The sequence below is a fragment of the uncultured Fretibacterium sp. genome (assembly GCF_938040765.1).
Lineage (GTDB): Bacteria > Synergistota > Synergistia > Synergistales > Aminobacteriaceae > CAJPSE01.
In genome coordinates this window covers 20,920-32,848 of the sequence record NZ_CALIAA010000121.1, presented here as the reverse complement: position 1 = coordinate 32,848, position 11,929 = coordinate 20,920, and the positions used below count along the sequence as shown (strand labels likewise).

The following is an 11,929-nucleotide window of genomic DNA, read 5'->3' as shown; positions in this document are numbered from 1 at the left end:
TACCCCCTGCTGCCAGAATTTCTCAACTAAACCCTTGACTTTTTCTAGCAGGTCTTACTCGTAAAGGACACTGCCTTGCTCGTCAAATACGCTGCCTTACCCGTGAAATACGCTGCGGCATGCGCGCGCCCATTATAGCACCCGGCGGGCCGGGAGCCCCCCTTCTTCCGGGGGCTTCGTGTACAATGGTCCCGATATCGCGGTGGGGCCCCAAAAGGAGGGGGCCGCATGGGACGGAAAAGGGCTTGGGATGGGAAAGGAAGCGATCGGCGTGAAAATCGGTTTCATCGGTCTGGGCGTCATGGGCAGGCCCATGGCGAGCAACCTGCTGAAGGGCGGGCGGTCCGTGACCGTCTTCAACCGTTCCTGGGCTGCGGTCGCCGCACTCGCTCAGGACGGGGCGGAGGTGGGGCGATCGCCGCGCGACGTGGCCGAGCGCTGCGATGTCGTCATCACGATGCTCCCGGACTCGCCGGACGTCCGGTCGGTCCTCTGCGGTCCGGACGGCATTCTGGAGGGTCTGACCCCGGGGAAGGTCGTCGTGGACATGAGCTCCATCGACCCCGTCGTCGCCCATGAGCTCTGCGCCCTCGTCGAGGAGCGCGGCTGCGGCATGCTGGACGCCCCCGTGAGCGGAGGGCAGGAGAAGGCGGAGAAGGGGAACCTGTCCATCATGGTCGGGGGCAGGGAGGACGTCTACGAGCGCGTCCGGGACGTCCTGGACCTGATGGGCAAGAGCCTCCATGTCGGCCCGAGCGGGGCGGGGCAGGTGACGAAGCTCGTAAACCAGACGATCGTCGCGGCGAACATCGCGGCGGTGGCGGAGGGACTGGCCTTTGCCAAACGGGCCGGCGCCGACCCGGAGCGGGTGTTCCGGGCCATCCGGGGCGGGCTGGCCGGCAGCCAGTGCCTGGAGGACAAGGCGCCCCGAATGCTGGAGGGGCGCTACGAGCCGGGGTTCCGCATCGAACTGCACGTGAAGGACCTGAACAACGTGCTGGCGGCCGGGCGGGGACTGCACGTCTCCATGCCCCTGGCCTCGCAGGTGATGGAGATGATGCAGAACCTCATGGCGCGCGGCTGCGGCCCGCTCGACCATGGAGCCCTGGGCAGATACTACGAGCTGCTGAACGGCGTGTCGCTGAGGAAGGAGTGACGGCCCCCCGCAGGGAGCCCGGAAACGAGGACGGGAAGGAAACGCACTGCCGGCGTTCCTCCCCGTCCTTGTTTCAAACCTAGCCTCGCCGCACAGCCGGGCCGATCGTTTCGTTCAGATCGTTTCGTTCACTCCACCCTCTTCAGCAGGCCCTCGAGGGCGGAAACGGCCTTGTCCAGGGAATAGGCCAGCTGCAGGCAGGTGAGCATCAGACGCTCCTCCTGGTTGATCCCCTTTGCCGGAGAATCGCTGGCGGCCGCGACCAGCGACTCGATGCGCTCCACCGCTCCGGGATCCAGAGCGGTCTCAACGCTGTAGTTTCTCTTCCCGATCGTGATCCGGATATTCCTGGAGGCACACACCGGAGCTCAACCCCGCCATCTTTCCCTGACGAGGTCGATCAGGCGTTCGTTCAGGTTCCGCAGCTTCGCCTCGATCTCCGCCCCGACGCGTTCCGCGCACAGGACCTCCTCGCCCGCGGCCTCGAGAGATCGCTGCATCTCCTGCCTGACCCTCACGCACTCCTCGTCGCGCTCGGCGGCATGGGCAGCGAGGCGACGGACCTCTCTCCTGAGGTCGTCCCGCTCCTGGATCAGCACGTCGATCCTCTCACCAAGCCGATCGATCAGGGTATCGATACTTCTCGGCTCCACCAAGCCCATCCCTCCTCCGCCCCCCGCTCCGCCCGGACGGGCCGGGCGCGGCCGGACCACCCCGGACCGCCCCCGTCCGCATCCCTGACGCACCTAGCGCATATTGTACCCTTTTTGGACCAGGGTGTCCCGCACCAGGCCGTGAACCCGCTCGACCTCCTCGTCGTTGAGGGTCCGGTCGGGCGCGCGGTAGGAGAGCGAGAAGGCGAGGCTTCGGAACCCCTCGGGGATCCCCTTGCCCTCGTAGACGTCGAAGAGCCTCAGCTCGTCCAGAATATCCCACCCCGCCGCGCCGCGCGCCGCCGCGCGGATGTCGGACGCCGCCTCGTCCTGGGTCCGTTCCGCCGGGGCCAGCATCGAGATGTCCCGGAGCGAGGCCGGGAACGCGCTTGCAGGACGAAGCACGGGCCGACAGTTCCCTCGGAGCTCCTCGAGCTCCGAAAGCCTCAGCTCGAAGAGGACGACGGCCCCGCCCCCCAGGCCCAGCTCCTGCTCCAGGACGGGCTTGAGACGAGCCAGCCACCCCAGGGACCGGACGCTCCCGTCCGGGGCCGCGGCCCGAATCTCGGCGGTCTGCCCCCCGTGCCCGAAGGGCTGCCGACCGGCGACGAACCGCGGGGTCAGCCCACAGCCCTCCAGCAGCGCGGCGACGTCGGCCTTGACGCTGTAGAAATCCTCCCCCTGTCCCTTCCAGGGCGTTCGAGGGTCCGTCCCGTCGAAGACGAGGCCCGCGACGGCATCGTGCTCGACGTGCGTGGACGCGCCGGGCGCGGTCCTCAGGAAGACGCGCCCCTGCTCGAAGAGCCGAACGGCCCCGCGCCAACCGGAGGCGGCGCTGGTTCTGAGCCCGTTCAACAGGCCGGGGACCAGCGTGGTCCGCATGGCGATCTGGTCCTGGCTGATCGGGTTCGCCAGCGTCAGGGGATGGGCCCTCGGATCGTCCTCCGGCAGCAGCAGGGCGCCGGGGAAGTTCTCCGGAAGGAAGCTGTAGGTCACCGCCTCCACGTAACCGCGCGCGACGAGGCAGGAGCGCACGAGGGCCGACAGGCGCATCGGCTCACCCCTGTCCCCGCCGCGGGGCGGCTCGCCCGGCAGACGCCCGGGGGCGTCGTTGTAGCCGCGGAAACGCCCGACCTCCTCGATCAGGTCCTCCTCGATCGTGATGTCCGGACGCCAGGTCGGCGGCACGAAGGTCCGCGCCTCGTCCGTCCCGTCCCCGCCCCGTATCCCGAACCCCTCCAGAATGGCGGCGGAGGCGTCCATGTCGCCCCAATCCAGATAAGTCTGAAGTTTTTTCTTCGTCAGGGTCACGGGTTTGGGCTTTGGAAAATCGTTGGACGCGGAGCGCACGCGGTAGCCGATCTCCGCGCCGCTCCAATCGCGCATCAGCTCGAGCGCCAGGGAGAGGGCGCGCGCACTGAGGGTCGGGTCCACGGTGCGGGCGAAGCGGAACGCCGCCTCGGAGGCGATGCCCAGCCGCCGCGCCGTGTGCCCCACGCGCAGCGGGGAGAAGGAGGCGCTCTCCAGCACCACGGTCCGGGTGTCGTCCCGGATCTCCGTGCGGTCCCCGCCCATGACCCCGGCGATGGCGATGGGCTCGCCGCCGCTCGTGATCAGCATGTCCCTTTCCGTCAGGACGCGCTCGCGCCCGTCCAGCGTCGTCATGCGCTCGCCGTCCCCGGCCGCCCTCACGGTGATCTCCCGCGCGGGCAGGGTGTTCAGGTCGAACGCGTGCAGGGGCTGACCCAGCACCAGCATGACGTAGTTGGTCGCGTCCACGACGTTCGAGATGGGCCTCATGCCCATGTGCGCCAGCGCCACGCGGACCGCCAGGGGCGAGGGCCCCATCGCGACGCCCGTCGCCAGGCCCAGATGGTAGCAGAGGCACCCGGGGTCGGGCAGAGATATCGCCCCGAACCGCTGCGCGTCCGGCCACTCCCGGTCATCTCCGGATGCTTGGCCCTCCAGGCACCGGGGCGCGTTCAGTTTCGCGTCGGGGAAGAGGCCCCGAAGCTCGCGGGCGATGCCCCAGATGCTCAGGAGGTCGCCCCGGTTCGGGGTGACGGAGACGTCCAGGATGGTGTCCGAGAGCCCGTAGAGCGCGCGGGCCTCCGTCCCGACGGGCGCGTCCTCGGGCAGGATCAGGATGCCGTCCGTGTCGTCGGCCTCGGGGACCCCCAGCTCGGCCGCGGAGAGCATCATCCCCGCGCTCTCCAGGCCGTAGAAGTCCCGGATGCCCAGCTCCGTGCCGTCGGGCAGCGTCGAGCCCGGCGGCGCGTAGAACACGCGGTCCCCGGCCCTCACGTTTTCCGCGTTGGTGACGCAGACGGACTCGCCGCGGCCGGTGGAGAGGCGCGCGACGAGGAGCTTCTCCTTCGCGGGGTGCGGCGTCAGCGACAGGATGCGGGAGGCGACGACGCCCCTCAGGTTCCGGGCCTTGTATTCCAGGCCCTCGACCTCGGCCCCCGCCATCGTCAGCCGCTCGGCGGCCTCCTCGGGCCCCGCGGAGAGGGTGATGAAGTCCTTCAGCAGATTCCAGGATACGAGCATTTAAGCGTCCCTCCCATTTAAGCGTCCCTTCCCGACAGAAAGTAGGAGACGTCGCCGTCGAACAGCAGGCGCAGGTCGTTGATGCCGTACTTGAGCATCGCCATGCGGTCGAGCCCCATGCCGAACGCGAAGCCGTTGTACCTCTCCGGGTCGATGCCCCCGGCCCGGACGACCGACGGATGCACCATCCCCATCCCGCAGACCTCGAGCCAGCCCGTCCCCTTGCAGACCCGGCAGCGGGCGTTGGCCCCGCCGCACTCCACACACTCGATGTCCAGCTCCATCGAGGGCTCCGTGAAGGGAAAGTAGCTGGCGCGGAAGCGGTTCTTCAGGCTCCGGCCGAAGAAGGCGTCCATCAGGCCGCTCAGCGTGCCCTTCAGGACCGGGAAGGACACGTCTTTGTCGATCATCAGGCCCTCGATCTGGTTGAACATCGGGGAATGCGTGGGATCGTTGTCCCGCCGGTACACCTTCCCGGGGCAGACGATCCGCAGCGGCGCGCCGTACTTCAGCATCGAGCGCACCTGCACGGGCGACGTGTGCGTGCGCAGCAGGGTCCCGTCCGGGAAATAGAAGGTGTCCTGCATGTCGCGGGCCGGGTGCCAGGAGGGCATGTTCAGGCTCTCGAAGTTGTAGAGCTCCTCCTCCTTCTCGGGCCCCAGGGCGACGGAGTACCCCATCCCCTGCAGGATCTCCACGATCTCGTGCATCGTCTGGGCCACGGGGTGGAAGGACCCGCCGCAGCGGCCCTTCGCGGGCAGCGTCACGTCGATGCGCTCCCCGGCCTCGCGCGCCTCGTTCTCCCGCGCGCGAAGCTCGCGTCCCTTGGCCTCGATCGTCCGCTCCATCTCGTCCCGGAGGGCGTTCAGCTGCTCGCCGGCCGCGGGACGCTCCTCGGGGCTCAGCTTCCCCAGCGACTTCAGCAGAACGGTCAGCGCGCCCTTTTTCCCCAGGTTGCGCACCCGCAGCTCGCCGAGCGCCTCCGTGGAGTCAACGGAGGACAGCGCCTCGCCAAACGAGGCCCGCACCTCCCTCATTCCCTCAATCAACGCATTCAACCGCCTCTGCCTCCCTTCCTCGTAAAAAATTCAGGGGCGGAGCGGAGCGCCGGGCTCCGACCGCCCCCATACAGCCTTCATCCACCTTCATCCGGGAACACGGGGCCATCGACCCCGGCCCTCCGGATGGAAAATGAAAATATGGAAAAAATTGCCTGGTACTACTGCCCCAGAGCGGACCGGGCCTGCCCCATGAGGCTGCGGAACGCCTCCATGTCGTGGATGGCCAGCTCGGAGAGCATCTTGCGGTTCATGACGATCCCGGCCCTCTTCAAGCCATTCATGAACGCGCTGTAGCTCATCCCCTCGGAACGGGTCGCCGCGCTGATACGCGTGATCCAGAGGCGGCGGAAGTCGCGCTTCTTGCGCTTGCGGTCCCCGTAGGCACGGGACAGCGCCGCGAGGTAGGCCTCCCTGGCCCGCCGATAGACGTTCTTGTGCTGTCCCCAGTAGCCCCGGGTGATGGAAAAAAGCTTCTTTCTCTTCTTATTGCTTGCCGATGCACCCTTGACGCGCATGGTTCAATCATCCTCCCCCAAAAATCCCGAACGGACCCGACGCGCTAGGCGTAGGGCAGCATCCTGTTCATCTGCTCCATCAGGGTGTCGCTGACATAGCCCGACTTGCGCAGGGAGCGAAGACGCTTGGAGCCCTTGTGAACCATGATGTGCCTGCGGCCGACCTTGCGGTAGGACAGCTTGCCGGTCGCGGTGCGGCTGAACCTCTTCTTGGCACCGGAGTGCGATTTCAGTTTGGGCATGAAACATTTCTCCTTTTCCGTACACGGGGAACGCGTTCCCCGAAAAATTTGCGCTAAAAATTAACATGGAGGCTTCGCCCCCACGCCGCTATACGATAGCGGCGGCCCCGGCAAGTTCCCTCCTCAAAGACGGCAAGCTGGGGTACCACATAAGCAGACCGCCAATGAGCGTAAGCGAGCTGAGCGGGTCGCTTAGGGGTTTCATCAGGGAGGCTTCATGGAGCGGATCGGCGTTTTCTCTCGAAACGCGCCGGTTGGGCCGAATGAGACAGGGGCGCATATTTTAACGCCTGTCTTTGCAGATGTCTAGGATGGAGTTGGAAGCAATGGAGAGAAGACACGGAAGGGTATTGTGGGGTGTGGCGTGGCTGTGCGTTGTGGCCGCGGCCGTGACGGCCGGAAACGTATTCATGGGGAGCGCCGGAGCGTCGGACCTGAACGATCTGGAACGTATATCCCCTTTCGGCGCCCGTTCGCTCTGGCTCATGCGCCAGGCGAGAGCGATCATCGAGACCTATCAGGTCGATGCCGCCTCCAAGCCGGCTCCCGAGGACAAGCTGCTGCACGGCGCGATGAAGGGGATGGTGGAGGCCTGGGAGGACCCCTACACCCGTTTCGTGACGCCCGACCAGCTCAAGGACGAGGAGATCGAGATGGAGGGGCGCTACGGCGGCCTGGGCATGTACATCGGGGAACGGGACGGCAGGGTTCTGGTGATCAGCCCGATGGAGGACACGCCGGCGGAGCGCGCGGGGCTGAAGCCGAAGGATCAGATCGTCAAGGTGGACGACGACGTCGTTTTGGGCTGGGACTCCCAGCGGGTCGTCCAGCGCATGAGGGGCAGGCCGGATACCCGGGTGACACTCTGGATCCGCAGGGACGGGGAGGAGGAGCTCCTGAAATTCGAGCTGACGCGGGAGATCATCAAGATCAAGTCCGTCCGCTACGAGATGCTGTCGAACGACATCGGCTATCTCCGGCTGACCCAGTTCAAGCAGAAGACCGATGAGGAGGCCCGCGACGCCATGAAGGAGATGATCCGCAAGGGGGCCAGGGGGCTGGTCCTCGATCTTCGGAACAACGGCGGCGGCCTTCTGGACGTCTCCGTGAAGATCTGCGGAATGTTCCTGAAGGGGGGCCCCGTCGTCGAGACCCGGGGCCGGTCGGAGAAGGCCAATGAAAAGTATTCGGCGGATCCCTCGCTCTTCCTGACCTCCATGCCCGTGGTCGTCCTGATCAACGGCGGCAGCGCCAGCGCGTCGGAGATCGTGGCCGGGGCCCTCCTGGACCGGGAGCGTGCCACGCTGGTCGGGGAGAAGAGCTTCGGTAAGGGGTCGGTCCAGACGCTCTTTCCCCTGACGGACGGGTCGGGCCTCTATGTGACCATCGCGCGCTACCATACGCCCTCCGGGAGGGTGATCGACCACGTCGGACTCACTCCGACCATCGAGGTCAAGGGGGAGCCTGAGAAGGACAAGGACAAGGACGCCCAGCTCCAGAGGGCCATCGCCGAGGTCCGTAAGGCTGCCGTGAAGGACCGGTCCTCGACCAGGAAGAAGTAGAAGGAGCGGCTCCTTCGGGGGCTTTGACAGCGGGCGCGGTTAGGAGGCGCATGGCATTGAAGGAAAATAAGGTCGATCTGCTCATCGGCGCTCAATGGGGCGACGAGGGGAAGGGCAAGGTCGTCGATGCGATGGGGGCCGACGTAGACGTCTTCGTCCGCTATCAGGGCGGCGCCAACGCGGGGCATACGGTTATCGCGAACGGTCAGAAGGTCGTCTTTCACCTGCTCCCCTCGGGCATGCTCTATCCCGGGAAGCTCTGCATCCTCGGGAACGGCCTGGTCCTCGACCCCGAGCAGTTTCTGAACGAGACGGCCGAGCTCTACGAGAAGGGGCAGGACCGGGCGCGCCTTGTCGTCAGTCCCCATGCCCATGTCGTCATGCCCTACCACAAGGTCCTGGACAGGGCCCAGGAGGCGGCGAGGGGCAAGGGGCGCAGGATCGGGACGACGGGCCGTGGAATCGGGCCCTGCTACGTCGATAAATATGCACGGGTCGGGCTGAGGGTGGAGGACCTGCTGGACGCGGACCTTCTGAGGGAGAGGCTGGTCCCCCTGATGGAGGAGAAGAATCGTCTCCTCACCCGGCTATACAACGAGAAGCCCATTCCTTTCGACGAGGTCTACGGGCCCGCGCGCGAATGGGGCAAGGCCCTGGCCCCCTATGTCGGTGACGTCGTGCGTCTGCTCCGGGAGGCGGTGGACGAGGGGCGGCATGTCCTGCTGGAGGGAGCTCAGGCCGTCCTGCTTGACATCGACCATGGGACCTATCCCTACGTGACCAGCTCCTCGACCTCCGCGGCCGGCGCCTTTACCGGGACGGGGCTTGCCCCGCGCGACCTGACCCGCGTCATCGCGGTGGTCAAGGCCTACACGACAAGGGTGGGCGAGGGACCGATGCCCACGGAGGAGCCAGGGGAGATCGGGGAGCGCCTGCGGAATGCCGGAGGGGAGTTCGGCGCGACGACGGGCCGCCCCCGCCGATGCGGGTGGCTGGACATGGTGGGGCTCAAATACTCCATGGCCCTGAACGGGGTGGACGTCGTCGCCCTGACCAAGCTGGACGTCCTGTCCGGGATGCCGGAGATCAAGGTCTGCACGGGCTACGAGTACAACGGCAGGAGCCTGGAGGGCTTTCCGGCCTCGCCTCACATCCTGGACGAGGTCGTTCCGATATACGAGACGCTCCCCGGGTGGAGGGGGGACATCTCGGGCTGTACGAGTTTCGATTCTCTTCCCCGGGAGGCGCGGGGTTACGTGGAGTATATCGAGAAGGGGCTGGGGGTCCCGGTAAAGCTCATCGGCGTGGGACAGGAGCGCAGCCAGACCATCGACAGGGGCCTTTGAGAACGACGGATGTTCCTGCCGGAGATTCGTTTCTGCGGGCCGGAGGACGTTCCCGCGATCATCGAGGCGAACGGGCTTTCCCTCTACCCATGGCCAGATGCGGTCATTGCCCGGGATCTTGCGGCCTCCTCCCTTTCGGACCCCCTCGAGAAGGGCCTGTCCTACCTGGGGGCCTTCTCGAGAGGTGCCTGTGCGAGGCTTCTGGGCTATGCGGTGATGGGACACGAGGCGGGTTTCGCGCTTCTGATGGGGCTCATGGTGCTGCCGGAATACCGCCGCCGTGGGATTGGGACGCAGCTGGTCCTGGCCGTTGCGGAATGTGCCCGCTCCATGGGCCGAACGCGTCTGATCCTGAGGGTCGGGGAGGCCAATGCTCCCGCCCGAGCCCTGTACGAGGGGCTGTCCTTTCGGCGGGGGGCGACGCGCGCCCACTATTATTCGGATGGCGAGAACGCGGTGGAAATGGCCCTTTCCCTGACCCGTTCCCCTTGAGCGGCCCCTTTGTTTGAGAGAGGAAGAGGATGATGAGGGTCTACGTCCCGTTCGACGACGGTTCTTCGGTCTCCTTCGACGGAGAGCGCTTTACGCTGCACCGACGGCCCGTGGGGATCGATGCCGATCGGGACGTCTTTCTCGAGGAAAAGGCTGCGGAGGCCTGGGAGCGAAGCAGCGGGGCCCTGGCCGGGGCGTTGGAGTCCGCGTGGCTCCTTCAAAAAGAGCGGCGCAGACGGGAGCGGAACCGATCCGTCTATTCCCGGGCTCAGCCCTCCCCCACGGGCTCCCCGGCCGATGCGGCCGGGCCCCGCTCTGAGCGTTGATCGTATCGATCGAGGATCAACGGCCCCCGGCCATAAACCGGGGGGTTCCCAAAAAACGGTAATCCAACGGGGGCCGAGGGCCCCCGTTCGCATATTGTCGGGTCACGGTTTGGAGAGCTTTGCCCCTTCGGCGAAGGAGAAGGTGTGGATCTCCTGGACCTCCAGGTAGAATAACTTGAAGAGGGGATTGTCCGCGGTCTTGAAGATATCCCGAATCAGGGGATACTCCTCCAGGGCGCGCCGTTTCAACGCCGTATCATCGATGAAGACGGCCCTGCCGTCCAGGGAGAGGACCGGATTCCAATCCTTCGCCGAGGTGCAGAAGGATACTTTGGGGTTGGCGGTCAGCTGCCGGTAGACGGGTTTGTCGCCCTCCGTGCAGAAATAGACCTTATTTCCGTCCTCCATGAAAAGAAACTGAAAGATCCTCGTCGCAACTCCGTCACCGTTTCGCGTGGCCAGGACTCCATTGGGGTTCTCCCTCAGAATTTTCTCCAAGTCGATCATACTTCGTCGCCTCCATTTTGTTTGATATAAAACTATTTATGCAAAAAATTTTTTGCCTCACCGGGCCGTGTCCTGTTCCATGCGCTCGATCATTTTGATCAATGCGTGGCAGACCGCCGCCTTTTCCTCCTCTGGAGCGTCGCCCCAAACCCTTTCGCGCAGGCGCAGGGAGACCTGTTCGAGAGCGCCGCGGGATGAGATGCCCTTCTCCGTCAGGCGGACCCGAACGATGCGGTTGTCCTTTTCGTCGGGCTCCCGTTCGACGTAGCCCAGCTCCTCCAGTTTTCGCACCAGGACGGTAAGGGTGCTCTTGTCCCTGTGGATGCGTTTGCAGATCTCCTTCATCGGCAGCGGACCTTCGCGATAGAGCGCCGCCAGAACGGCCCCGTGCGAGGGAACAAGACCAACGATGCCCTCCTCCTCCAGACATTTAAGGATGAAGGCGTTGGCCAGGTTCCGCAGGTCCGAGATCTTCTGAACGATATCGTCTCCGATGCGCATCGTGAGATCATTGTAGTTTTATATAAAACTATTGTCAAGCGTAACGAGGTAAAAGCCCGAGAACGGAAAAACACGGGAGAGTAGAAAAAGGGATTCGTTGGGAGGGGAAAAAGGCGGAGGCGGGAAGCTCCGGCGGATGAGTATAATACGGGACGCGAAATCAAATTTAAGGAGGTTTGTCATGTTTACCGCTTTCAAGAGATTGTGCGTGTTCCTTCTGGCTGCCGTGGTCCTTTTTCCCGTCGGGTCGGCGTCCGCCGACATCTCGCTCCCGGCCCCGCAGAGGACGGGCGGTTCTGGGGTGTTCGATGTCCTCGGGAGCCGTGCCTCGGCCGTGGGAGGCGATTTTGCCTCCATGAAGGACGTCTCTTTGGAGAATCTCTCGACGGTCCTGTGGGCGGCGACGGGCCTGAACCGCGGGGAGAAGGGGTGGACGGTGCCGATGGCCATGGGGATGGAGCCCTACGTCAAAATCTACGTGGCCCGGGCCGACGGAACCTTCCTGTACGATTGGAGGGCCCACGCGTTGAAGGAGGTCTCCAAAGAGGATATCCGGGGACGGATAGGGAAACAGGACTTCGTCGCGAAGGCGCCCTGCACCCTGATCTTCGTTTCGGATTCCGCGGCGCTCTCCAGGAAGTTCAAGGATGACGACGATGAGGAGGAGTTCGCGGCCGTCGCCGCGGGGGCGATGACCCAGAACGTCTATCTGGCCTCCGGGGCCCTGGGCATCGGTACGCGCTACATCCGCTCCGCCCGGGACGACGCGATCGAGAGGATTCTGAGCCTGCGCGACGACGACGATGTTCTCTGCATTATGCCGATGGGCGTGAAGCCGGGGGCGTAAGTTCGTTTTTCGTGCGGACGGAGAAAACGGGAATACAGACAGGGGAGCCGCCCGGCCGGGGCGGCTCCTTTCGTATGATGGGGCTGAGGGCGTGTGCGGCCTATAGTAAAATGGAAAAGCGAATACGAAAAAGCGCGAATGACGATGGCGGAGAAGAGCGGCGCCTGAGCG

Annotated in this window: 14 protein-coding genes; 6 read left to right on the top strand and 8 right to left on the bottom strand. The window is 65.2% G+C overall.

Annotated elements, in window-relative coordinates:
- Positions 1–178 precede the first annotated feature (178 nt).
- Entirely contained in the window at positions 179–1,156 is a 978-nt protein-coding gene (locus tag Q0176_RS04535; RefSeq protein ID WP_366797165.1) for a 2-hydroxy-3-oxopropionate reductase, read from the top strand.
- A 128-nt stretch (positions 1,157–1,284) separates the two neighbouring features.
- On the opposite strand, the gene Q0176_RS04530 is transcribed toward Q0176_RS04535, so the two are convergent.
- The 6 genes from Q0176_RS04530 to rpmI form a co-directional block, all read right to left on the bottom strand.
- On the bottom strand, positions 1,285–1,518 hold the full coding sequence (locus Q0176_RS04530; protein WP_299299668.1) for a hypothetical protein: 234 nt from the start codon (positions 1,516–1,518) through the stop codon (positions 1,285–1,287).
- A 6-nt stretch (positions 1,519–1,524) separates the two neighbouring features.
- The gene (locus Q0176_RS04525; protein WP_299299667.1) at positions 1,525–1,812 is read right to left on the bottom strand and encodes a hypothetical protein; all 288 of its coding nucleotides are present in this window, start codon (positions 1,810–1,812) and stop codon (positions 1,525–1,527) included.
- Between the two features lie 90 nt (positions 1,813–1,902).
- On the bottom strand, positions 1,903–4,359 hold the full coding sequence (pheT, locus tag Q0176_RS04520) for a phenylalanine--tRNA ligase subunit beta (protein WP_299299665.1): 2,457 nt from the start codon (positions 4,357–4,359) through the stop codon (positions 1,903–1,905).
- Between the two features lie 17 nt (positions 4,360–4,376).
- Positions 4,377–5,417 (bottom strand): phenylalanine--tRNA ligase subunit alpha, encoded by a 1,041-nt coding sequence (gene pheS, locus Q0176_RS04515; RefSeq protein WP_314716969.1) that lies wholly within the window; start codon positions 5,415–5,417, stop codon positions 4,377–4,379.
- A 161-nt stretch (positions 5,418–5,578) separates the two neighbouring features.
- On the bottom strand, positions 5,579–5,935 hold the full coding sequence (gene rplT / locus Q0176_RS04510) for a 50S ribosomal protein L20 (RefSeq protein ID WP_299299663.1): 357 nt from the start codon (positions 5,933–5,935) through the stop codon (positions 5,579–5,581).
- A 44-nt stretch (positions 5,936–5,979) separates the two neighbouring features.
- Positions 5,980–6,177, bottom strand: a complete 198-nt coding sequence (rpmI, locus tag Q0176_RS04505) for a 50S ribosomal protein L35 (protein WP_299077023.1) — start codon at positions 6,175–6,177, stop codon at positions 5,980–5,982.
- Positions 6,178–6,503: 326 nt separating this feature from the next.
- Here rpmI and Q0176_RS04500 point away from each other — a divergent pair, with 326 nt between their 5' ends.
- From Q0176_RS04500 to Q0176_RS04485, 4 genes are read left to right on the top strand one after another with little or no spacing between them, the layout of a single operon-like run.
- Positions 6,504–7,739 (top strand): S41 family peptidase, encoded by a 1,236-nt coding sequence (locus tag Q0176_RS04500; RefSeq protein WP_299299661.1) that lies wholly within the window; start codon positions 6,504–6,506, stop codon positions 7,737–7,739.
- Positions 7,740–7,795: 56 nt separating this feature from the next.
- The gene (locus Q0176_RS04495; RefSeq protein ID WP_299299659.1) at positions 7,796–9,085 is read left to right on the top strand and encodes an adenylosuccinate synthase; all 1,290 of its coding nucleotides are present in this window, start codon (positions 7,796–7,798) and stop codon (positions 9,083–9,085) included.
- A 9-nt stretch (positions 9,086–9,094) separates the two neighbouring features.
- On the top strand, positions 9,095–9,577 hold the full coding sequence (locus Q0176_RS04490; RefSeq protein ID WP_299299657.1) for a GNAT family N-acetyltransferase: 483 nt from the start codon (positions 9,095–9,097) through the stop codon (positions 9,575–9,577).
- A 32-nt stretch (positions 9,578–9,609) separates the two neighbouring features.
- Positions 9,610–9,903: a hypothetical protein gene (locus Q0176_RS04485; RefSeq protein WP_299299655.1), complete on the top strand. Its 294-nt coding sequence runs from the start codon at positions 9,610–9,612 to the stop codon at positions 9,901–9,903.
- 102 nt (positions 9,904–10,005) lie between these two features.
- Here the strand turns inward: Q0176_RS04485 and Q0176_RS04480 are convergent, their stop codons facing one another.
- Positions 10,006–10,410 carry a pyridoxamine 5'-phosphate oxidase family protein gene (locus tag Q0176_RS04480; protein ID WP_299299653.1) on the bottom strand — a complete coding sequence of 135 codons (405 nt, stop codon included), beginning with the start codon at positions 10,408–10,410 and terminating at the stop codon, positions 10,006–10,008.
- Between the two features lie 57 nt (positions 10,411–10,467).
- Entirely contained in the window at positions 10,468–10,911 is a 444-nt protein-coding gene (locus Q0176_RS04475; RefSeq protein WP_299299651.1) for a MarR family transcriptional regulator, read from the bottom strand.
- A gap of 181 nt (positions 10,912–11,092) precedes the next feature.
- On the opposite strand from Q0176_RS04475, the gene Q0176_RS04470 reads away from it, so the two are divergent.
- Positions 11,093–11,758 carry a nitroreductase family protein gene (locus Q0176_RS04470; protein WP_299299649.1) on the top strand — a complete coding sequence of 222 codons (666 nt, stop codon included), beginning with the start codon at positions 11,093–11,095 and terminating at the stop codon, positions 11,756–11,758.
- Positions 11,759–11,929: the final 171 nt, after the last annotated feature.